The following is a 21,823-nucleotide window of genomic DNA, read 5'->3' on the forward strand; positions in this document are numbered from 1 at the left end:
TCCGGGCGCCAGCACAAGCGCGGCGTTGTCGGGCAATATCCGGACGCTCGCCCGGGGACGGCCTGAACCCGCCTTGACCCGGTCGCCCGGCCGCGGCCGGAACCGGTGGTCAATCGTCGCGGGCGGACCTGAACCCGCCCGGGCTCAGTTCTTCGAGGAGAGCACGGCCCCGGCGCCGGAGCCGCCGCCGCAGCTGCCGGCCTGCAAGAGGCCGAAGCCGTAGATCGGATCGCGGCCGGGCGCGCCCATGTCGCGGGCCCGCGAGGCGATTCTGGTGCGGCCGTCGTTGGTGTCGTGGACCCGACCGAGCGCCACGTCCCGCGCGAGGCTCGCCGTCACGAAGGGCGCCGCGAAGGACGTGCCCGTCCAGAACGCGAGGCCGCCGCGGGCGTCCGCGCCCCAGATGTCGACGCCCGGCGCCGCGACGTAGATGTACGAGCCGCGGTTGTTGTTGCCGTAGGGACGGCCGCGCGAATCGACCGCGGAGACGGCGATCACGGCGGGATAGGCCGCCGGATAGGCCGGCTCGGCGTCGGGACCGTCGTTGCCGGCGGCGGCGACCATCACCAGCCCGCGCGACGCGGCGGCGCGCACCGCCTCCTCGAGCAGCGCGTTCGGCGGGCCCATCAGCGACAGGTTCACCACCGGCACGTGCTGGGTGGCCATCCAGTCGAGCGCCGCGATGATCGCGGTGGCGTCGGCGCGCAGGCCGCTCGGGTCCTGGGCGAAGACGTTGGCGCTGTAGAGCTGCGCGCCCGGCATCAGCGGCCCGGTGCCCGGCAGGTCGCCGACCAGGATGCTGGCGATGGCGGTGCCGTGGGCGACGTTGGTCGAGGCGCCCTTCTCGACGAAGTTCTTCCGCGTGATGCTCGCCCCCGCCAGCGTCGCATGGGCGCCGACGCCGGAGTCGATCAGGCCGACGCGCGCCGGGACGGCGCAGGTCGCGCCGAGCGGGGCGCCGATCATGTGCGCGGCGTAGCGCACCGGCGCCTGCTCGCCGCTCGGCCGGTAGAGATGGGCGAGGTCGAAGGTCACCTCGGGCAGCACCGAGCGCGCCCGCGCCAGCGCCGCCTCGGCGGTCTGGTTCGCCGGGGTGCGCAGCCGCGCCACGATTCGGTTGCCGAGGAGCGGGCTGCGGTGCTCGGAGAGGGTGCGGAAGCCGAGCGCGCCGAGCACCTGGCGGGCGTGCGGCGTCAGGCCGAGGGCCGTCAGCTCGTAGCGGCGATACGTCTCGCGGCTGCCGCCCGAGGAGTAGCGGATGCGCGGCGCCGTCGCGGCCGCCTTCGGCTCCACCTCGACCACCGTCTTGGCGGCCTTGGTGGCGACCGCCTCCTCGATCACCTCCTCGACGACCGGCGCCTGGACGGCCGCCGGCGCGACGACCTTCACCGTCGTGGTGGTCGCGGGGGCGGTCGTGGTGGTCGTGGTGGTCGTTGCGGTCTTGGTGGTCGTCGTCTTGTCGCTGTCGGAGCGCGAGCCGCCGCCGAAGATCGCCTTCACGATGTCCACGATGCTCGGCTTGCCCGCGCCGCCGGTGTCGGTCGTGCCCGAGCCGGACCCGGTTGCGGAACCGTTGCCCGTGGAGGCCGTGCCCCCGTTCGACTCGTGCCCGCTCGCCACTTCCGTGCCCGGCGTCGATCCATCGACGACCGCCGGCGCGCCGGGGTCGACGGCGCCGGCGCCGCCGTCCGTGCCGCCTTGCGTCCCCGAGCCGCCTCCCTGGGTCCCCGAGCCGCTGGCCACGCCGGCGCCCGTGCCGCCGCCCGTATGGGTCCCCGAGCCGCCGGCGACGTCCGTGCCGGAGCCGCCGCCCGTCTGCGTGCCCGTACCGCCGGCAACGTCGGTCCCCGAGCCGCCGCCCGTCTGGGTCTGCGTGCCGGAGCCGCCGGTCTGGGCGCCCGTCCCCCCCGCCACGTCTGTGCCGGAGCCGCCGGTCTGGGCGCCAGACCCCCCCGCCACGTTCGTGCCGGAGCCGCCCGTCTGGGTGTCCGTGCCGCCGGTCCCGGTGTCGGAGCCGCCCGCGACGTCCGTGCCCGAACCGGTCCCGGGGTCCGGCGTCTCCGCGACCTCGCCGCCGCCGGGGGTCGGCGTCTCGGCGCCCGGCGTATCGACCGCTGTCGAGCCGTTGCCGTTGCCGTTGCCGTTGCCGTTGTCGTCGCGCGGCGTGGGCACCGGACCGTCGACCACGGTCGGCGTCTCGTCGACCGCGCCGGAGCCGCCATCCCCCGTCGTGCCGCCATCCGCCGTCGTCGTGCCGCCGTCGGTCGTGGTCGTGTCGTCGTCGACCGTCCCCTCGTCGCGGGGCGTCGGCACCGGGCCGTCGACCACGGTCGGCGTGTCGTCGACGGCGGTCCCGCCCGTGCCGTCGCCGGCGGAGGTTCCCGGCGTGTCGTCGACCGTCGCGGGGACGTCGTCGACGGTGGTCGCGACCTCGTCCGTCGTGGCGGCGGTCTCGTCGGTGGTCGTCACGTCCTCCGAGAAGGCGGTCGCGGCGCCCGCGCCCGCGGTTGCCTCGGCGGCGCGGCGGGAGGCGCGCTCGGATTTCGGGGCGCGCTCCGTGCGGCTGCGCGCGGTCTCGCCCCGCTGCGCCTTGCCGGACTTGTCGCGGCTGGACGACTTGCCGGATTTCGACGACTTCTCCCCGCGGCTCGACGATTTCGACGATTTCTCGGAGCGGCTGGAGGATTTGGAGGACTTCTCCGACCGGCTGGACGACTTCTCCGACCGGCTGGATTTCTCGGCGCGGCTGGACTTCTCGGCGCGGCTCGACTTGCCGCCGCGGTCGGCGGCGAGCTCGAGCGAGGCGCCGTAATAGTCGCCGTCCTGCGCGTAGACCGCTGTGCCGGGCGCAAGCCGTGCGACCGCGCCTGGCGAGAGGGCCAGCGCGAAAGCGGCAACACCGATCGTAAGGCGACGAATCCACCCCATGCCGCACCCCTGTCCGACACTGCCTGAATACGGCCCGGCTTGCCTCCGATCAAGATGCCGGGCGAATATTTTCGCGAGCCGCGCGTTGTAGCTCCCAGAACGTCCTCTTTCGGGTGCCTGCCTTGGACAGCAGCTTTCAGCGCGACCTCGTCGCCCTCGTGCCCCGCCTGCGCCGGTTCGCCTATGCGCTGGCCGGCTCGGCGGACGTCGGCGACGATCTGGTCCAGGCGGCCTGCGAGCGGGCGCTCAAGAACGCCGCGGCCTTCCAGCCGGGCACGCGGATGGACAGCTGGATGTTCCGGATCATCCAGAACCTGTGGCTCGACGACCGCCGCAAGCGGAAGGTGCGCGGGGCCCAGGTCGATCCGGACACGCTGGCGATCTCCGACGACGGCTTCGGCGCGCGCCAGGCCGAGGACCGGGTGACGCTCGAGAAGGTGCGCGCCTCGGTCGACAGACTGCCCGACGAGCTCCGGCTCGTCGTCGCCCTCGTCGCCATCGAGGGCCGGAGCTACCGCGAGGCGGCCGAGGCCCTCGAGATTCCCATCGGCACCGTGATGAGCCGATTGTCCCGCGCCCGAGCGTTGCTGCTGCCGCTCGTCCAGGCGCCCGACCAGAGGAGCCGGTCATGGACACAGTGATGGAGCAGGAGACGCTCGCGGCCTTCGTCGACGGTGCGCTGTCGCCCGAGGAATCGGCCCGCGTGGTGCTGCATCTCGCCGATTGCGCCGACGACGCGGCCTATGTCGACGCGCTGATGGAGCTGAACGCGCTGCTCGGCGCCGCCTTTGCCGCGCCGGTCAACCAGGCGATCCCGGAGCGGATCCGGGCGGCGATCTTCCCCGCTCCCGCCAGCGTCGGTCGGGCGCGGGCCTCGGGGCGGAGCGGCTGGCGAATGGCGCGGCCGGGCGGACGGCGGATCGCGGCCTGGGCGGCGGTCGCCGCGGCGGCGGCGCTGGTCGTCGGCGTGGGGATCGACCTCAGGACCGGCGGCGACACCGTGCAGATCGCCGGGGCCCCGGGCGCGGACGGCGCGCTGCGGGCGGCGCTCGAGGCGGCGCCGAGCGGCGAGGCGCCGTCGGAGGGCGAGGAGCGGATCACCCTGATCGCGACCTATCGCGACGCCGCCGGGCGGCCGTGCCGGGAATACGAGATCCTGCACGACGCCGAGCGGGCGCTGACCCGCGGGCTCGCCTGCCGCAACTCCGGCGAGGACTGGGAGACCGAGGTCGCGGTGGCGAGCCGGCTGCCCTCCCCCGCGGCGGGCGGCGGCGAGGGGTTCGTCCCGGCGCAGGGCGCGGCCTCCGACACGCTCGACGCGGCGCTCGACCGGCTCGGCATCGGCATGTCGCTGACGCCGGACGAGGAGCGCGCCTTGATCGGCTCGGACTGGGTGGAATAGTCCGTCAAAGGCAGCGTCACGGAAATCAAAGGCCTCGCCTGCTGCGCCCGCGGATCATGGGTCCGCGGGCGCAGGGAGCGGCCCCCGGCCCGCGCCGACGGTCCGGCAGGGGCTTCCGACTGCGATCAAGGCGTTCTCCGGTCGGGAGAATTCTCCTGCCTTGCGGCGACGGCCTCAATCGTCGGTGACCGGAGACCACTCCGGGCCGGGGTCGAAGGCGGTGATGGCGGAGGCGGCGGCGAGGGTGTCCTCGTCGAGGTCGGCCTCGTAGACGACGCCGGCCTCGCTGACCATGAAGCTCATCACCCCGGTGTCGCGATAGGCCGAGGGGAAGGCGAGCAGCGCATGACCGCCGAGGAGCCGGCCGCCGATCACGTAGTCGGCGGCGCCCCCCGGCGCGGCGGGGCCTTGGCTGGTCAGGATGCGGAAGTAGTAACCGTGGAACGGCTCGGGGTCCTGGTCCTGGCCGTCGATGGCGTAGCCCTCGGCGGCGGCGCGGGCCATGAAGTCGCCGACCGGGCTCTCCGGCTGGCCGGGCTCGGGCGGCCAGTAGAGGCCGTCATGCGTGCCCGGGTCGCTGATCAGGCTGGCGGCGAAGGAGGGCGCGCCGTCGCCGTCGGGATCGGCGGCGCGGTAGGCGCGCTGGGCGGCGACGTAGAGCCGCATCACCTCGATCACGTCGAGCTCGTTCTGGCCGATGCGGCGCATCAGCACCTCGTCGCGCGCCTCGGCGGCGTCGAAGCTCCAGCCGTCGGCGCCCTCGACGATCGGGCCGGGGAAGGGCCACTGGTCGCGGCCGACATAGAGCGTCGCCTTGTCGCCCACCGTCTCGATCCGGTGCATGGCGCGCCAGTCGGCGAGGAACTCGGCCCAGGCGTTGCGGTCGGCGACGTCGTCGCCGGAGAGGATCACGTCCTCGTTCTCCGGCCCGAACACCGCGACGAGGGCGTCGCGGTCCTTCGCCTCCAGCGCCGCGATCACCGCCTCGGCGGCGGCCTCGGGGCTCGGGAAGGTCTGCGGGGCGGCGAGCGCCGCGGGCGCTGCGGCGAGCGCGGCGAGCCCGAGCGCGAGACGGAATGCGGTCATGGCCTGATCTCCACGGCTGTTCTCACCTGCGCCGCCCGCCGGCGCTGCCCCGTCCCCGCGCCCCGGCATGGCCGGCGCGGCCGGCATGGGCGGGCTTCTTGAAGGCGGAGGACTTCGCCGCCGGCTTCTTGACCGGCGGGCGCGACGCGGACGGCTTGGCCACCGGCTTGCGCTTGGCGGCGGCGGCCTTCGCGGCGGGCGACGCGCTCGACTGCGCCCGGGCGCGGGCGGCGTCGACCTTGGGGGCGCCCTCGGCACGCGGGGTGAAGGCGCGATCGGCCCCGGGCTTGCGCGCGGGGACGTCGCCGCGCTTCGCCTGCGCGGCCTCGAGCTTCGCGCGCGCCTCGCCGCCGCCGGCCTCGGGATGCGCCGCCTGGATCTTGCTGCGCGCCGCGGCGGCGCCGCCCGATCCCTGCGCGGCCTCGAGCCGGCTGCGCGCCGCGCCGTCGCCGGCGCGCGCGGCCGCAAGGCCGGCCCCTGCCCCGGCGCCGGCCAGCGCCGCGGCGGCCGCGCCGCCCCCGCCCTCCTCGTGGCGCGCCTCCAGCTTGGCGCGCGCCTCGTCGCGGCGGGCGGCGTCGGGCGTGAAGGCGCCCTCGCGGCGGGGATGCTCGGGGTCGACGCCTCCGAGCCGGCCGCGCGCCTCGTCGAGCCGCGGCGTGTCGCCGGCGTCGATGCGCTCGCGCGCCGCCGCGGCGCGGTCGGGATCGAGCTGGCCGTCGCCGTCGACGATCACCCGGTTGCGGTCGCGGTCGATGTTGACGTCGCCGTCGATGTCGATGTCGCGGTCGGGGCGCGGGTAGAACTCGCCGTCGTCCCAGTCGACGTGGTGGTCGTGGTCGTGCCAGTAGTCGTTCCAGTCGTCGTCGTCGTCGAAGATCTCGTCGACGAGGAGCGCGCTGCCGAAGGCGATCGCGCCGGTCGTCAGCCAGTAGTTCGGGCCGTAGCCGACCGGGTCGGTGGTGACATAGGTCGAGCCGGTGGGCGCGGCGGCGTAGACGACGCTCGGGTCGTAGCTCGGCACGTAGACCGTCTCGGGGTCGGTCGGGGCGATGCTTATGGCGCCCCCGTCGTCCACGGAGACGGTCTGCGCCTCGTTGGAGGTGAGCTGGCCGACCGCCTGGGCCTGGGCGCGCAGCCGCTGCGCCGAATCGAGCACGTCGTCGGTCTGGGCGAGGACGGCGTTCCCGAGCGTCTCGGTGCCGTCGAGATCGTCGGCCATGCGCTCGATCACCACGGGGAAGCCGCTCGCCAGCACGGCGACGCTCGGGTCCCAGCCCTCGGCCCCGGCGGCAGCGTCGCGGTCGGCGGCCGGCATCTCGCGGTTCGCGTCGACCCAGCGATCGGCCTTGGCGACGTCGAGCGGGAAGGTGGCGGCGACGAGAATCTGGTTGAAGAGCGCGTCGGGGTAGAGCGCGTAGGGCGCGAGCAGCAGGTCGAGCTCGTCGTCGGTCAGCAGCGCCTCCGCCGGCGCCGCGGCGTCAGGCGGAGCGGGAGGCGCCTCCGGCTGCGCGAGGGCGGCGGGACGCGGCTCGGGGGCCGGCTCCTGCGCCCCTGCCCCGGCCGCCGCGGCCAGGGTCGCCGCCGCGAGGGCGATGGCTTTCCGCATCGACATTTCCTCCCTGCACCCGAGATCTCCGCCTCGCTCGCGCGATGATAGCACGCCCGGCGCCATCCGCCAGCGAGTCGCGTCCTCAGCCGACGCGGCCGCCGAGCTCGTCCTCGACATGGGCGGCGACGATGGCGTCGAAGGAGGCGTCGGCGCGGAAGCCGAGGCCCGCGGCGCGGCTCGCGTCGAACTGCGTCGGCCAGCCGGCGACGATGCGGCGGATGGTCTCGTCGGGCTCGCGGCGGATCAGGGCGACCGCGTCGTCGCCGGCGGCGCGGCGCAGCGCCTCGATCTCCTCGCCGACGGTGGCGGAGAGGCCGGGCATGGTGAGGTTGCGGCGCGGGCCGATGGCGGAGAGGTCCATGGCGAGGGCATGGCGGAAGAAGCCGACCGCGGCGCGGGGGCTCGCGAACCAGTGGCGGACGTCCTCCTCGACCGGCAGCACCGCCTCCTGGCCGGCGAGCGGCTCGCGCAGGATGTTGGAGAAGAAGCCGGAGGCGGCCTTGTTGGGCTTGCCCGGGCGCACGCAGATGGTGGGGAGGCGGATGCCGACGCCGTCGAGGAAGCCCTTGCGGGTGTAGTCGGCGAGCATCAGCTCGCCCATGGCCTTCTGCGCGCCGTAGCTGGTCAGCGGCGTCAGGTGGAAGTCGTCGGGGATGGTGTCCGGGAAGGGCGCGCCGAAGACGGCGATCGAGGAGGCGAAGATCACCTTCGGGCAGTAGTCCGGCAGGGTGCGGATGGCGTCGAGCAGGGCGCGCGTGCCGTCGAAGTTGACGGCGTAGCCCTTCTCGAGGTCGGCCTCGGCCTCGCCGGAGACCACGGCGGCGAGGTGGAAGATCACGTCGGGCCGCTTGGCGATGCGGGCGGCGACGGCGGCCGGGTCGGCGATGTCGAGGGTGGTGGAGACGGTTGCGACCGAGGCGCCGGCGGGGACCTTCGGCTCGACGACGTCGACGAGGGTGAGGCGGGTCAGCCCGGGGGGCGGGTCGCTGACCAGCGAGCGGGCGAGCTTGACGCCGATCATGCCGGCGGCGCCGGTGACGAGGATGTGCATGTGTCCCTCCCGAGGCTTTCCGCCGAGCTAGCACGCGCCCGGCGGGGTGGGCAACGGCAGGGGAAGGATCAGGGCGCGCGGCCCCAGAGGAACAGGCCGGCGCGGTCGGCGGCGGCGATCGTCTCCTCGCGGCCGAGGACGAGGACGCCGCCCGCCTGCACGACGACGCCGGCGAGGCCGGCGGCGGCGGCGGCGGCGATGGTGTCGGGGCCGATCGCCGGCAGGTCCATCCGCCAGTCCTGCCCGGGCTTCGGGGCCTTGAGGAGCACGCCGCGGGCCCCCTTGGGGTCGTGGCGGAACGGGCCGGCGGTGCGGGCGACGAAGGCGAGGAGCGCGTCGGTGCCCTGCACCGATTCGACCCCGAGGCAGACGCCCTGCGCCACGACGGCCGCCTGCCCGACATCCGCCGCGCCGATGGCCGCGACGATGGCGGCGGCGCGGGCGGCGTCGGCGCGGTCGTCCTCGCCCGGCTGGGCCCGGGTGGGCGCGCCCGGCAGGGCGACGAGCCCGTCGACGATCGCCTGGGCGGGAACGAGCAGGAAGCCCTCGCCCTCGATCGCCTCGGCGACGGCGCGCAGCGTCCGGTCGTCGCCGCCCCGCACCGCGGCCAGCACCTTGGGCGCGAGGCGCAGCATGGTCAGGTCGAAGCGCAGCGGGTTGAGCGTGGGGCGGGCGATGCCGCCGGCGAAGGTCACGGCGCGGCAGCCGGCGGCGCGGAGCTCGGCGAAGAGCCGGCCGGGCTTCTCGAAGGCGGCCGTCACCACGGGGTGGCCCGCGGTCCAGTCGAGCGGCACGCCCTCGAAGGCGACGACGCGGTAGGACCGGCCGCGGCGGGCGCAGTCCTCGGCGATCAGCCGGGGCAGAACCCCGCGGCCCGCGACGATCGCGAGCCCGCCCTCGGCCCCGGCGCTCAGAGCCCGTCCCTCATGGCCGGACCGCGCGCGTCCGGCCGTCGCGGCGGCGCTCCCGGGGCACGGGGGCGCGCTAACACGTGTGTTAGCGGGGTCAAATCCTTGAAATCAAAGAATAATCTCAGATCGTCAATCCTTTGGTCCCAAAGGTTGACGCTCCTCGTCGCGGCGCGCGTCCCGTCCGGCATGGTCGCGCGCGCCCCGCGTCAGCCTTCGGGGATCGTGAAGGAGCGCGACGAGTCGGCGGCGATGAAATCGGCGACCTCGCGGACGAGGTCGTTGTCGGCCCGGGCGGCCGCCACCGCGGCGGCGCGCTCCTGCAGGGTTCCGCCGTCCTTCGCCTCGAAGATCTCGGCGTAGGCGGCGCGCAGGCCATGGATGGCGGCGCGCTCGGCGCCGCGGCGCTTCAGGCCGACGAGGTTGAGGCCGGCGAGGCGCCCGCGGTTGCCGATGACCATGCCGTAGGGGATCACGTCGGCGGTGACGCCGGACATGCCGCCGATCATCGCGCCGCGGCCGATGCGGCAGAACTGGTGGACGGCCGAGAGGCCGCCGAGGATGACGTTGTCCTCGAGGATCACGTGGCCCGAGAGGGTGGCGTTGTTCACCAGGATGACGTGGTTGCCGATCTGGCAGTCGTGGCCGACATGGATCGACATCATCAGCAGGTTGTCGTCGCCGACGCGGGTGATCCCCCCGCCGCCCTCGGTGCCGGGGTTGAGGGTCGCGTACTCGCGGATGCGGTTGCGGGCGCCGATGACGAGCTCGGTGCGCTCGCCGCGGAACTTCAGGTCCTGCGGGGCCGAGCCGATGCTGGCGAAGGGCCAGATCTCGGTGCCGTCGCCGATGGTGGTCACGCCGGAGATCACGACGTGGCTGTGCAGGCGCAGGCCCGCGCCGAGCGTCGCCTCGGGGCCGATCACGCAATAGGGACCGATGCGGCAGCCCGCGCCGATGCGCGCGCCCTCCTCGACGACCGCGGTCGGGTGGATCTCGGCGCTCGGGTCGATCGGCATGGTCAGTCCTTGAGCCTCTTGTCGTCGGGCGGGATGATCATCGCGGTGAACTCGGCCTCGGCGACGAGGGCCTCGTCGACCCGCGCCTCGCCGGTGAACTTCCACACCTTGCCGCGGCCGCGCAGGATGGCGATGTGCAGCTCCAGCCGGTCGCCGGGGGTGACGGTCTGGCGGAACTTCGCGCCCTCGATCGACATGAAGTAGACGAGCGCGTCGCTGCCGACGAGGTCGAGCGTCTCGACGACGAGGACCGCGGCGGTCTGCGCCATCGCCTCGACGATCATCACGCCGGGCATGACGGGGCGCACCGGGAAGTGGCCCTCGAAATGCGGCTCGTTGACGGTGACCATCTTCAGCCCGACCGCGGACTTGCCCTTGTCGATGTTCACGACGCGGTCGATCAGCAGGAAAGGATAGCGGTGCGGGATCATCCGCTTGATGGCGAGGATGTCGGCCTGGCCGAGCGCGGCGTCGATGGACAGGCTCATGCCCTTTCCCCCTTCATTCCGACCGCGCCGGCGGCGTCCCCGCCGGCGCCGGCTCGGCCTGCGGCGCAGGCTGCTGCGGCGACGGCGCGGGCTGCTGCGGCGGCAGCCGGTCCATTTCGGCGATCACCTCGTCGGTGACGTTGATCGACGGATCGGCGAGGAGCACGCTCGACTCGTCGAAGATCGCGAGGCCCCCCCGCCGCTCCATCAGCCCGACCAGCACCGGGCCGACGCCAGCGTAGAACTGGCGGCGCTTCTGGTCAAACTCCGTGGCCAGGGCGTTGGCGCGCTCGTCCTGCTGGCGGCGCGCCTCGACGACGCGGGCGTCGAAGTCGTCGGCGAGCTTGCGGAAGTCCGGCGGGCTCATCTCGCGGCGCTTGTCGTTCAGGCCGCGCTCCTCCTCCTCGAAGGCCGCCTCGATGCGCCGCGCCTCGGCGCGCAGCGCGTCGCGGGCCGCCTCCTCCTCGGCGAGGAGCGCCTGCCCGCGCTTCGAGCCGGTCAGGATGCGGTCCTGGTTGATGTAGAGGAAGGTCGGGCCGCCGGATGGCCCCGCCGGCCGCGACTGCGCGGGCAGCAGCGGGATCGGCGCGGGGCCGGGCGCTGGCGCCGTCCCCGCCTCCTGCGCGCCCGCCGCGCCGGCCGCCGCGGCGAGGGCGACGATGGAGGCCGCGACGGCGCGCCGGGTCCGCGCCATCGCCTCAGAAGCGCGTGGCGACGGTGAACCGGAAGCTCTCGGTCTCGTCATAGCTCTTGTCGCGCAGCGGTTGCGAGACGTCGAAGCGGAGCGGCGCGAACGGCGTCTCGACGAAGACGCTGACGCCGGCGGTGGCGCGCAGGTAGAAGTCGCTGTCGACATGGCCCATGGAGCCCGCGTCCTCGTCGAGGCCCCAGAGCGAGCCGACGTCGGAGAAGAGGCCGCCGTAGATGCCGTACTGCGAGAGCGGCCCGAGCGGGAAGCTGGCGTCGAGCCGCAGCACCGAGAGATAGTTGCCGCCGAGCGGATCGTCGACCTCGCGGGTCTCCTGCGGCGAGGTGCAGTCCGGGTGCCGGTTGAAGCCGCAGACGTCGCGCGGGCCGACGCCGTTCCGGGCGAAGCCGCGGAAGCTGTCGCCGCCGGTGATGAACCGCTCGGTCACCCGCGAGCCGTCCTGCGCGAAGAGCGCGCCCGCCTCGAGCGTGGCCGAGAGCACGAGGTCCTCGTCGAAGAAGCTCGTATAGGCGCGCGCCGTGCCGCTGGTCTTGGAATAGGTCGCGTCGCCGCCGAGCCCGGCGAATTCCTGGTTCACGGTCAGGATGAAGCCCGCGGTCGGATCGATCGGCGAGTTGCGCCGGTCGTAGGTGTAGGTGAGCCCGACGCCGGAGGCGATCTGCTTGCCCTCTTCCTCCTGGATGATCCGCGACGTGTCGTTCTTCACGTCGAAGATGTCGTTCTGCTGGATGAAGTAGCGCAGCTGCAGCCGGCCGTTCTCGCTGAGCGGGAAGCCGACGCGCGGCACGAAGCCGATGTCGCGGGTCTTGTAGGCGGTCTCGTTGTAGTTGCGGTCGCGGTAGAAGACGTTGAACCCGCCGAGGAGGTCGCGGTCGAAGAGCGCCGGCTCGACGAAGGTCAGGTCGACGTTGGTGAACTGCGAGCTGGCGGTGACCGCCGCCGACACGGTCTGGCCGCGCCCGAGGAAGTTGCTCTCGGTGATCGAGATCTGCGCCGCGACGCCCTCCGAGGACGAGAACGACCCGCCGAGGTTGAGGCTGCCGGTCGGCTGCTCCTCGACCTCGACCGAGACGAGCGCGCGGCTGGGCGAGGTGCCCTCGTGGACGCCGACGGTGACGGTCTTGAAGAACTGCAGCGCCTTGATGCGGTTCTCGGCGTCGCGGATCTTGCGGGCGTTGAAGGCGTCGCCCTCGACGACGTCGAACTGCCGCCGGATCACCCGGTCGAGCGTGCGGGTGTTGCCGGTGATGTCGATGCGCTCGATGAAGACGCGCTGGCCCTCGACCAGCTCGAACGCGATGTCGACCGTGCGGTCGCCCTCGTTGCGGGTGACCCGCGGGCGGACGTCGAGGAAGGCGTAGCCCGCCTGCCCGGCCTGGAAGGCCATGCGCTCGACGACGCGGTCGACGAGCTTGGCGTTGTAGGTCCCGCCACCCAGCAGCGGCGCCAGCAGCGGCTCGAAGGCCGCCGGGTCGAGCCCCGGCACCGAGGAGGCGACGCTCATCTCGCCGAAGTCGTAGCGCGGGCCCTCGGAGACCACGAAGGTGACGAAGAAGCCGTTCCGCTCCGGCAGCAGCTCGGCGGTGGCCGAGCGGACGGTGAAGTCGATGAAGCCGCGCTCGAGGTAGAACTGGCGCAGCTGCTCGCGGTCGACCTCGAGCTTGTCCTGGTCGTACTGGCCGGAGCCGAAGACCGAGCTGAGGATGTTGGCCTGGCTGGTGCTGACCACGCGGCGCAGGCGGTTGTCGGAGAACACCTCGTTGCCGATGAAGTTCACCCGCTGCACCCGGGTCGGGCGGCCCTCGACGACCTGGAAGACCAGGTTCACCCGGTTCTCCGGCAGGCGGATGATCACCGGCGTCACCTCGGCGCCGTAGCGGCCGGCGGCGCGGTAGGCGTCGATGATGCGCTGGGCGTCGGCCTCGGCGGCGGCGGCGGAGAAGGCCCGGCGCGAGCGCAGCTCGATCACCTCGGCGAGCTTCTCGTCCTCGAGCGAGCGGTTGCCCTCGAAGGCGATCTGGTTGATCGACGGGTTCTCGACCACGGTGATGACGAGGCGGCCCGCCTCCGGCATCACGGTGACGTCCTCGAAGAGGCCGGTGTCGAAGAGCCGGCGCACCGCGAGGTTCATGTCCTCGGGGGTGACCGCCTGGCCGGGCTGGATGCCGGCGAAGACCCGGATGGTGTCGGCCTCGATGCGCTGGTTGCCGGCGACGTCGACGCGGCTGAAGGTTGCGACGCCCTGCGCGGACGCGGGCGGCGGCAGGACCAGAAGGATCATCAGCGCCAGCAGCGCCGCCGCGCGGATCGCCGCATGGCCGACACGTCGCACGCCCCCGTGCTGCCCCATCGCCTGTCGCCCTTCTGCCCCGGCGGGCGGTTCGACCGCCCTGCTCTTCAACTCACCATTCGCATGATGTCGTTGTAGGTAGCGAATACCATTAGTAGCAGGATCAAGCCAAGACCAATCGACATGGCCACCTGCATCGCCCGCTCGCTGGGCGGACGGCCGCGGACGGCCTCGATCAGGAAGGCCACGAAGTGGCCGCCGTCGAGCACCGGGATCGGGAAGAGGTTGAGGAGCCCGATCGCCGTCGAGATCACTCCGATCAGCGCGATGAAGCTGACGAGGCCCTGGCTCGCGGTCTCGCCGGAGATCTGGGCGATGCCGAGCGGGCCCTGCAGGTTCTCGGCGCCCAGCGTGCCGGCGATGATGTGGGCGAGGCCGTTCAGCGACTGCGAGATGACGGCCCCCACCCGCTCGACGCCGAGCCAGGCCGCCGTCCAGGGCGCCGGGGTCTCGGTCATCGGCAGGTAGAGCGAGGCGCCGGCGACGCCGATCATCACCCGCCGCTCGAAGCCGCCCTGGCCGTCGTCGGCGTCGCGCTCCGTCGGCGTGATGGTCATCGGGATCGTCGCGCCGTCGCGCCAGACCTCCAGCGCGACCGTCGCGCCGCCCGAGGCGAGCACCGCCTGGCGCAGCTCCTCGAACGCCGCCAAGGGCTTGCCGTCGATGCTTAGCACGACGTCTCCGGGCCGGAGCCCCGCACGGCTCGCCGGCGACAGCGGCTCGATCCCGGTGACGAGGGGCGGCATGGCGTAGGGCGCCTCGACGTCCAGGCGCTCGCCGGCGCGCTCGATGGTGAAGGTCATCGGGCCGGGCGCCGGCATCTCGTCGGCGATGACGTAGATGTCGCGGATCTCCGAGACGGGCTTGCCGTTGACCGCGACGACGACGTCGCCGGCGCGCAGCGGCTGCTCGACATGCGGCAGCGGGTCGATCTCGCCGAGGATCGGACGCCCGGTCGGCACGCCCTGGGTCAGCGCGAGGCCGGCGAAGACGGCGACGGAGAGGACGAAGTTGGCGAAGGGTCCGGCGAGCACGGTCAGCATCCGCCGGCCGACGCTCGCGCCGTGGAAGGTCTGCGCCCGCTCGGCCGCGGACATGCCGCGCAAAGCCGCCGGATCGGCGCGGCTCGACCCGTCGCTGTCGCCGTGGAAGCGCACGTAGCCGCCGAGCGGCAGCGCCGCCACCTGCCAGACGGTGCCGCGCCGGTCGCGCCGCGCCCAGAGCACCGGGCCGAAGCCGATCGAGAACACGTCCGAGCGGATGCCGCACCAGCGCGCCACGATGTAGTGGCCGTATTCGTGGACGAAGACGACGATGCCGAGGACGACGACGAAGGGCAGGACGCTGGCGAGGAAGCCGCCGAAGAACGGAATGCCTGCGATCAGCTCCATGCGCCCATCCTCGCCCCGGTTGCGATCAGCGCACGAGCCTCGCGCCGCGCCGCGGCGTCGAGCGCCGTCACCTCGTCGAGCCCGTAGCCTTCGCCCACGCGGGCGGCCTCGGACCCCAGCCGGTCCATCACATGTTCGACCACCCCGGCCATGTCAAGAAAGCCGATCCGACCTTGGATAAAGCCGTCGAGAGCCGCCTCCTTGGCCGCGTTCAGCGCCGCGCCGGCGAGGCCGCCGAGCGCCAGCGCCTCGCGGGCGAGGCGCAGGGCGGGGAAGCGCACCGGATCGGCCGGGGCGAAGTCGAGCCGGCCGATGGCGGCGAGGTCGAGCCGGCGGACCGGCAGCGGCGCGCGCGCCGGCCAGTTGAGCGCGAAGCCGATCGCGCCCTTCATGTCGGAGGGGCCGAGCTGCGCCATCACCGCGCCGTCGGCGAAGCCGACCATGGAATGCACGACCGACTGCGGATGGACGACGACCTCCACCTCGTCCGGGCCGACGGCGAAAAGATGCGTCGTCTCGATGACTTCCAGCGCCTTATTGAACATCGTCGCGCTGTCGATCGAGATGCGCTGGCCCATGCTCCAGTTCGGGTGCGCCATCGCCTCGGCGAGGGTGGCCCGCGCCATGCGCTCGATCGGCCAGTCGCGGAACGGGCCGCCGGAGGCGGTCAGCACCACGCGCTCGAGCTCGGAGGCGCGCTCGCCGCGCAGGCACTGGAAGATGGCGCTGTGCTCGCTGTCGACCGGGATCAGCGTCGCGCCCCCCGCGGCGCAGGCGCGCTTCAGGAGGTCGCCGGCGCAGACGAGGCTCTCCTTGTTGGCGAGCGCCAGCACGCCCCCCCGCCGCGCGGCGGCAAGGCCGGGCGCGAGCCCGGCGGCGCCGACGATCGCCGACATGGTCCAGTCGGCGGGCTCGGCGGCGGCGGCGGCCAGCGCCTCGGGACCCGCGGCCGCGGCGACGCCGGAGCCGGCGAGCGCGGCCTTCAGCTCGGCGTAGCGCGCGGGCTCGGCGGTGACGGCGAGCCGGGCGCGCAGCCGGCGGGCGATCCCGGCGAGGCCCGCGACGTCCGAGGCGCCGGTGACGGCGACCACGTCGTAGGCCTCCGCCCCGCCCTGCGCCTCGAGGAGCGCGACGGTGTTGCGGCCGATCGAGCCGGTGGCCCCGAGGACGGAGACCCGCCGCCGCGTCGCCGGCGACGTCATGGCCCGACCGCCCCGCCGAACAGCCGCCACAGCGCCACGAACCAGAGCGCGCCCATGATCGCGTCGAGCCGGTCCATCACCCCGCCATGCCCGGGGATCAGCCGGCTCGAATCCTTGACGCCGAAGCGCCGCTTCAGCGCGCTCTCCAGCAGGTCGCCCGCCTGGCTCGCCACCGCCGTCGCCGCGCTGACGAGGCCGAGCCGCGCCGGCGCCCAGCCATGCGCCATCGCCACGGCGACCCCGACCAGCACCGCCGCCGCGAGCCCGCCGACCGCCCCCGACCAGGTCTTGCCCGGACTGACCGCCGGCCAGAGCTTCGGCCCGCCCACGGCGCGGCCGACGAAATAGGCCCCCACGTCCGCCGCGACCACCACCAGCGCCAGCCAGATCGCCAAGGCCCGCCCGATCCCCGGCGTCCCGCGCAGCACGACGGCGAAGCACATGGCGAGCGCGACATAGATCAGCCCCGCGGCGAGCCACCCGCGCACGCCCTTCGGCGCCATCAGCGCGACCACGAAAAGCCCGATGGCGACGACCGCCGCCCCCTCGGCGAGGCCGCGAAGGTCGGTCGCGACGACCGCGCCCGCGGCGGCGACCGCGGCGACGAACATCGGCGCGGCGTCGATGCCGCCGTCGCCGGTGACGACGCGATGGAGCTCCCACAGCATCAGCGCCGCGGCGAGCGCCACCGGCCCGGTGAGCCACAGGCCCCCCAGCCAGATCGCCGCCAGTCCCGCCGCCGCCAGCGCGACGCCCGAGGCGACGCGCACCCCGAGGTCGCCGAAACGCGCCGCCCTCGGGGCCTCGCTCATCCGGCCACGGCGCCGAACCGGCGCTCGCGCCGGCCGAAGCCGCGGACCTGCGCGGCGAACATCTCGGCGGTGAAGTCGGGCCAACGCGCGTCGACGAAGGCGAACTCCGAATAGGCCGACTGCCACGGCAGGAACCCCGAGACCCGGAACTCGCCCGAGGTGCGCAGGATCAGGTCCGGATCGGGCAGCCCCGCGGTGTCGAGATGCGCCTCGATCGTCTCCGGCGTCACGTCCTCGGCCGCCATCCGCCCGGCGCGCACCGCCTCGGCGATGCGCCTCGTGGCGCGCAGGATCTCGTCCCGGCCGCCGTAGTTGATCGCCACCGTCAGGTGCAGCCGGTCGTTCCCCACCGTCTGCGCCTCGAGGCCCCCCATCAGCGCCTGCAGATCCGCCTCCAGCCGCTCGCGCCCGCCGATGAAGCGCACCTTGGCCCCCTCGGCGACCAGCCGCGCGCCCTCCTTCTTGATGTAGCGCCGGAACAGCCGGAACAGCCCCTGCACCTCGGCGGCCGGGCGCTTCCAGTTCTCCGTCGAGAAGGCGAACAGCGTCAGGTGGGTGATCCCGAGCTCGGGACAGCTCTCGACGATCTCGCGCACCCGGTCGGCGCCGCGCTTGTGGCCGGCCAGCCGCGGCAGGCCGCGGCTCTCGGCCCAGCGGCCGTTGCCGTCCATGATGATCGCCACATGGGCCGGGCGCGGACCCTCCCCCGCCGGCTCGGGCGAGGCCTTCAACTCGTACATCTCGAACTCCAACCTCGGGGGGCGCCCGTCCGCTCAGATCTGCATGATCTCGTCTTGCTTGGCCGACAGCGCCGCATCGACCTTCCTGATCGCCGCGTCGGTCAGCTCCTGAATCTCGTCGTGCCACATCTTTTGGTCGTCCTCGGCCATGCCGGCCGCCTTGGCCTTCTTGAGCTGGTCCATCCCGTCGCGGCGGACGTTCCGCACCGCGACGCGGGCATGCTCGGCGTACTGGCCGGCGACCTTGGTCAGCTCGCGGCGGCGCTCCTCGTTGAGCTCCGGGATCGGCAGGCGCAGGATCGTGCCGTCCATCTGCGGGTTGATCCCGAGGCCGGAGTTGCGGATCGCCTTGTCGACGGCGTTCACGAGGCTCTTGTCCCAGACGTTTATCAGCACCATGCGGGGCTCGGGGACGGTGATCGTGCCGAGCTGGTTAACCGGCGTCGGCGAGCCGTAGGCCTCGACCGTCACCGGGTCGAGCATCGAGGCCGAGGCCCGGCCGGTGCGCAGCGAGGCGAACTCGGTGCGCAGCGCCCCCAGCGCCCCTTCCATGCGTTTCTCGATCCCGTCGAGATCGATGTCGGCGTCGCTCATCGGCTTTCCTCCCCGCTCAGCCGGGCTCGACGACGGTGAACCGTCCCCGTCCCTCGACCACCCCCGCGAGGCCGTTCGGCTCGTCGAGCGAGAAGACGATGATCGGCAGCCGGTTGTCGCGCGCCAGCGCGATCGCCGAGGCGTCCATCACCTTCAGGTGCTTCTGCAGGACGGTGTCGTAGCTCACCCGGTCGAAGCGTCGGGCGTCCGGGTTCTTCTTCGGATCGCTGTCGTAGACGCCGTCGACCTGGGTGCCCTTGAAGATCGCCTCGCAGGCCATCTCGGAGGCGCGCAGCGTCGCGGCGGTGTCGGTGGTGAAATAGGGGTTGCCGGTGCCGGCGGCGAAGATCACCACCCTGCCCTTCTCCAGGTGCCGCACGGCGCGGCGGCGGATGTAGGGCTCGCAGACCTGGTCCATCGGGATCGCCGAGACGACGCGGGTGTAGACGCCCTGCGCCTCCAGCGCCGACTGCATGGCGAGCGCGTTCATCACCGTCGCGAGCATCCCCATGTAGTCCGCGGTCGTGCGCTCCATCCCCTGCGCGCTGCCCTGCAACCCGCGGAAGATGTTGCCGCCGCCGATCACCATGCAGACCTCGACCCCGAGCCCGTGCAGGCCGCGCACCTCGGTCGCGATGCGCTCGACCGTCGGGGGATGCAGGCCGAACTGCTGCGGCCCCATCAGGGCCTCGCCGGAGATCTTGAGGAGGATCCTGCGGTAGGCTGGCAGCGCGCGCGGGGCCGTCATGCTCGCCACGCCGTCCGTCATGTCCTGCCTCGTCCTGCTGCGATCGCGCGCAAAATGGCGCAAGCGCCCGGGAGTTTCAACGCCGAATCCGGGGGGAAGGCGCGGGCGGCCGAGCAACCGGGGGTTGCAGGGCCGCCCGCGGGAGGCGTCAGCGGCCGGCGGTCTTCGCGACCTCGGCCGCGAAGTCCTCGACCTCCTTCTCGACGCCCTCGCCGACCGCGAGCCGGGCGAAGGCGACCACCTCGACGCCGGCCTCCTTCGCGGCCTGGCCGACGGTGACGTCGGGATTGATGACGAACTTCTGGTTGAGGAGCGTGACCTCCTCGTAGAATTTCTGCATCCGGCCGACGATCATCTTCTCGATCACCGCCTCGGGCTTGCCGCTCTCGCGGGCCTGCTCGGTCAGCACGTTGCGCTCGCGCTCGACCAGCGCCGGGTCGAGGTCGCCCTCGGACAGCGAGGCCGGCGAGGTCGCGGCGATGTGCATGGCGATCTGCTTGCCGATGCCGTTGTCCGCGCCCTTCAGCGCCACCAGCACGCCGATCTTGCCGAGGTTGTCGGCGACGGCGTTGTGGACGTAGGAGGCGACGCTGTCGCCCTCCACCACCGCCATGCGGCGCAGGTGCAGGTTCTCGCCGATGGTGACGATCTTCTCGGTCACCGCCTCCTCGACGGTCTTGTCGCCGAGCTTCGCGCCCTTCAGCGCCTCGAGGTCGGCGCAGCCGGTCGCCACCTGGGCGATGGCGCGGACGATCTCCTGGAAGTCCGAGTTGCGCGCCACGAAGTCGGTCTCGGAGTTCACCTCGACCGCCACGCCGACGCCGCCGTCGACGGCGACGCCGACGAGGCCCTCGGCCGCGGTCCGGCCCGACTTCTTCGCCGCCTTGGCGAGGCCCTTGGTGCGCAGCCAGTCGATGGCCGCCTCCATGTCGCCGCCGGTCTCGGTCAGCGCCTTCTTGGCGTCCATCATGCCGGCGCCGGAAACGTCGCGCAGCTCCTTCACCATCGTCGCGGTGATCGACATGCCCGCTCTCCTTGTTCTTTCTATGGAATCGGCGCCGCAGACCCTATTCCGGGCCTGCGGCGCAAACGTGACGGCCGTCGGGCCTCAGGCCCCGGACTCGACCGATTCCTCGATCAGCGCATCCTCGACCGGGCCTTCCTCCAGCCCGCCGATGTCGACGCCGGCCGCGCCCATCTGGGCGGCCATGCCGTCGAGCGCCGCGCGGGCGATCAGGTCGCAGTAGAGCGCGATGGCGCGGGCCGCGTCGTCGTTGCCGGGGATCGGGAAGCTGATCCCGTCGGGCGACGAGTTGGTGTCGAGCACCGCGATCACCGGGATGCCGAGCTTCTTGGCCTCCAGCACCGCCAGATCCTCCTTGTTCGTGTCGATCACGAAGAGGAGGTCCGGCACGCCGCCCATCTCGCGGATGCCGCCGAGCGACTGCTGGAGCTTCGACTGCTCGCGCTCGAGCCCGAGCCGCTCCTTCTTGGTCAGGCCCTCGGCGCCGGCGGCGAGCTTCTCGTCGATCGACTTCAGCCGGGCGATCGAGTTCGACACCGTCTTCCAGTTGGTCAGCGTGCCGCCGAGCCAGCGGTGGTTCATGTAGTACTGCGCGCTGCGCTCCGCCGCCTCGGCGACGGCCTTCTGCGCCTGCCGCTTGGTGCCGACGAACAGGATGCGGCCGCCCTTGGCCACGGTGTTGCGCACCGCGAGCAGCGCCTGGTCGAGCAGCGGCACGGTCTGCGTCAGGTCGATCACGTGGATGCCGTTGCGCGCGCCGTAGATGAACGGCCCCATGCGCGGGTTCCAGCGGTGGGTCTGGTGGCCGAAGTGGACGCCGGCTTCGAGCAGCTGACGCAGGGTGAACTCGGGAAGAGCCACGGGCAGTATCCTTTCCGGTTTCGCCGCGGCGGGGATTAGGCCCTTCGGCCAACCGGTGGACGCCCGGGGATGTCTCCCCCGGGGCGCCCGAGCCCCGCCTGTGGATTGTGGTGGCGGGCCCTCTATACCTTCCCCGCCCCGAATGCAAGCCGAACCGCCCGCCGCGCGCCGCTTCCGGGGGCCGCGCGCGCCCTCAGCCGCCCGCCCCGGCGGCCGCGGGGGCGCGGAAGGCGTGGACCGTCTCGACGTAGTCGCGCAGCGGCCCGTGCTTCTCGGGGCCGGCGCCGCTCAAGAGGCCCGCGCCGAAGAACACCCAGTCCGCGCCCTGCTTGCAGGCCCCGATCGCGTCCGGCAGGAGGTCGGCGGAGCAGCTGACCGGCGTCGCGGGCGCGGCCGCCTTCGCCTCCCGCATCCCGTCGAACTGCCGGCGCGCCCGGTCATAGGCGGCCTGGTCGTTGCCGAAATGGATGCAGACCCCGTCCACCCCCATGGCGGCGAGCTCGCGGGCGCGCGCCGGGATCTCCGGCAGCTCGAGCCCGCAGATGTCGGCGAGCACCCCGATCCCGCAGGCGGCGCGGGCCCGCAGCGCCTCGATCACCCCGAAGTCGTTGCCGGCGGCCGACACGGTCGCGTAGTCCGCCCCGTGCCGCCGCGCCTCGCGAAACAAGAGGCCGCAATTGTCGCGCGCCTTGTAGTCGACCACCAGCGCCCGCGCCCCGGCGATCTCCTTCAGCGCGCCGATCGCCCGGAAGCCCTCGCCGTAGATCAGCGGCGTGCCGACCTCCAGCCAGTCGACGCCGCAGGCCATCGCCATCCGGGCGATCGGCACGGCGCTCTCCAGGTCGAACATGTCGATCGCCGCCTGCGCCCAGGGGCGCGGCGGCAGCGGCGGCCTCTCCAT

At 73.2% G+C, this 21,823-nt stretch carries 21 protein-coding genes; 3 read left to right on the forward strand and 18 right to left on the reverse strand.

Annotated elements, in window-relative coordinates; genetic code table 11:
* Window positions 1-144 precede the first annotated feature (144 nt).
* Window positions 145-2,469 (reverse strand): S8 family serine peptidase, encoded by a 2,325-nt coding sequence (locus tag KBB57_RS08595; protein ID WP_290748717.1) that lies wholly within the window; start codon window positions 2,467-2,469, stop codon window positions 145-147.
* Between KBB57_RS08595 and KBB57_RS08600 the strand changes: the two genes are divergently transcribed.
* From KBB57_RS08600 to KBB57_RS08610, 3 genes are all read left to right on the forward strand, one after another.
* Entirely contained in the window at window positions 2,420-2,812 is a 393-nt protein-coding gene (locus KBB57_RS08600) for a hypothetical protein (RefSeq protein ID WP_290748720.1), read from the forward strand. The two genes, KBB57_RS08595 and KBB57_RS08600, sit on opposite strands and share 50 nt — an antisense overlap.
* 238 nt (window positions 2,813-3,050) lie before the next feature.
* On the forward strand, window positions 3,051-3,569 hold the full coding sequence (locus KBB57_RS08605) for an RNA polymerase sigma factor (protein ID WP_290748722.1): 519 nt from the start codon (window positions 3,051-3,053) through the stop codon (window positions 3,567-3,569).
* Window positions 3,557-4,330, forward strand: coding sequence for a zf-HC2 domain-containing protein (locus KBB57_RS08610; RefSeq protein WP_290748724.1), 774 nt, complete (start codon window positions 3,557-3,559; stop codon window positions 4,328-4,330). Before KBB57_RS08605 ends, KBB57_RS08610 begins: the two co-directional genes overlap by 13 nt.
* 174 nt (window positions 4,331-4,504) lie before the next feature.
* On the opposite strand, the gene KBB57_RS08615 is transcribed toward KBB57_RS08610, so the two are convergent.
* From KBB57_RS08615 to KBB57_RS08695, 17 genes are all read right to left on the reverse strand, one after another.
* On the reverse strand, window positions 4,505-5,416 hold the full coding sequence (locus KBB57_RS08615; protein WP_290748726.1) for a DUF2950 domain-containing protein: 912 nt from the start codon (window positions 5,414-5,416) through the stop codon (window positions 4,505-4,507).
* A 22-nt stretch (window positions 5,417-5,438) separates the two neighbouring features.
* Window positions 5,439-7,022: a DUF3300 domain-containing protein gene (locus KBB57_RS08620; RefSeq protein WP_290748728.1), complete on the reverse strand. Its 1,584-nt coding sequence runs from the start codon at window positions 7,020-7,022 to the stop codon at window positions 5,439-5,441.
* An 85-nt stretch (window positions 7,023-7,107) separates the two neighbouring features.
* Window positions 7,108-8,076: a D-erythronate dehydrogenase gene (gene denD / locus KBB57_RS08625; protein WP_290748730.1), complete on the reverse strand. Its 969-nt coding sequence runs from the start codon at window positions 8,074-8,076 to the stop codon at window positions 7,108-7,110.
* Window positions 8,077-8,144: 68 nt separating this feature from the next.
* Window positions 8,145-8,990, reverse strand: coding sequence for an LpxI family protein (locus KBB57_RS08630; RefSeq protein ID WP_290748840.1), 846 nt, complete (start codon window positions 8,988-8,990; stop codon window positions 8,145-8,147).
* 203 nt (window positions 8,991-9,193) lie between these two features.
* Entirely contained in the window at window positions 9,194-10,003 is an 810-nt protein-coding gene (lpxA, locus tag KBB57_RS08635; RefSeq protein ID WP_290748733.1) for an acyl-ACP--UDP-N-acetylglucosamine O-acyltransferase, read from the reverse strand.
* 2 nt (window positions 10,004-10,005) lie between these two features.
* Complete coding sequence (gene fabZ, locus KBB57_RS08640; RefSeq protein WP_290748736.1) at window positions 10,006-10,491, reverse strand: 3-hydroxyacyl-ACP dehydratase FabZ; 486 nt, start codon at window positions 10,489-10,491, stop codon at window positions 10,006-10,008.
* A 13-nt stretch (window positions 10,492-10,504) separates the two neighbouring features.
* The gene (locus KBB57_RS08645) at window positions 10,505-11,185 is read right to left on the reverse strand and encodes an OmpH family outer membrane protein (RefSeq protein ID WP_290748738.1); all 681 of its coding nucleotides are present in this window, start codon (window positions 11,183-11,185) and stop codon (window positions 10,505-10,507) included.
* 4 nt (window positions 11,186-11,189) lie between these two features.
* The gene (gene bamA / locus KBB57_RS08650) at window positions 11,190-13,550 is read right to left on the reverse strand and encodes an outer membrane protein assembly factor BamA (RefSeq protein WP_290748739.1); all 2,361 of its coding nucleotides are present in this window, start codon (window positions 13,548-13,550) and stop codon (window positions 11,190-11,192) included.
* A gap of 47 nt (window positions 13,551-13,597) precedes the next feature.
* Window positions 13,598-14,941 (reverse strand): RIP metalloprotease RseP, encoded by a 1,344-nt coding sequence (rseP, locus tag KBB57_RS08655; RefSeq protein WP_290748742.1) that lies wholly within the window; start codon window positions 14,939-14,941, stop codon window positions 13,598-13,600.
* On the reverse strand, window positions 14,932-16,143 hold the full coding sequence (gene dxr, locus KBB57_RS08660; protein WP_290748744.1) for a 1-deoxy-D-xylulose-5-phosphate reductoisomerase: 1,212 nt from the start codon (window positions 16,141-16,143) through the stop codon (window positions 14,932-14,934). Before dxr ends, rseP begins: the two co-directional genes overlap by 10 nt.
* Window positions 16,140-16,955: a phosphatidate cytidylyltransferase gene (locus KBB57_RS08665; RefSeq protein WP_290748747.1), complete on the reverse strand. Its 816-nt coding sequence runs from the start codon at window positions 16,953-16,955 to the stop codon at window positions 16,140-16,142. The genes dxr and KBB57_RS08665 overlap by 4 nt, the downstream gene beginning before the upstream one ends.
* On the reverse strand, window positions 16,952-17,695 hold the full coding sequence (gene uppS / locus KBB57_RS08670) for a polyprenyl diphosphate synthase (protein WP_290748750.1): 744 nt from the start codon (window positions 17,693-17,695) through the stop codon (window positions 16,952-16,954). Before uppS ends, KBB57_RS08665 begins: the two co-directional genes overlap by 4 nt.
* 33 nt (window positions 17,696-17,728) lie before the next feature.
* Window positions 17,729-18,289, reverse strand: a complete 561-nt coding sequence (gene frr / locus KBB57_RS08675; protein ID WP_290748752.1) for a ribosome recycling factor — start codon at window positions 18,287-18,289, stop codon at window positions 17,729-17,731.
* 16 nt (window positions 18,290-18,305) lie between these two features.
* A complete protein-coding gene (gene pyrH / locus KBB57_RS08680) occupies window positions 18,306-19,037 on the reverse strand; it encodes a UMP kinase (protein ID WP_290748842.1) in 732 nt (243 codons plus the stop codon).
* Window positions 19,038-19,185: 148 nt separating this feature from the next.
* Window positions 19,186-20,061, reverse strand: coding sequence for a translation elongation factor Ts (tsf, locus tag KBB57_RS08685; RefSeq protein ID WP_290748754.1), 876 nt, complete (start codon window positions 20,059-20,061; stop codon window positions 19,186-19,188).
* A gap of 84 nt (window positions 20,062-20,145) precedes the next feature.
* Window positions 20,146-20,922, reverse strand: coding sequence for a 30S ribosomal protein S2 (rpsB, locus tag KBB57_RS08690; RefSeq protein WP_290748756.1), 777 nt, complete (start codon window positions 20,920-20,922; stop codon window positions 20,146-20,148).
* Between the two features lie 193 nt (window positions 20,923-21,115).
* Window positions 21,116-21,823 carry an orotidine 5'-phosphate decarboxylase / HUMPS family protein gene (locus KBB57_RS08695; RefSeq protein WP_290748758.1) on the reverse strand — a complete coding sequence of 236 codons (708 nt, stop codon included), beginning with the start codon at window positions 21,821-21,823 and terminating at the stop codon, window positions 21,116-21,118.

The organism is Amaricoccus sp. (genome assembly GCF_017993425.1).
In the GTDB taxonomy this organism is placed as follows: Bacteria; Pseudomonadota; Alphaproteobacteria; order Rhodobacterales; family Rhodobacteraceae; genus Amaricoccus.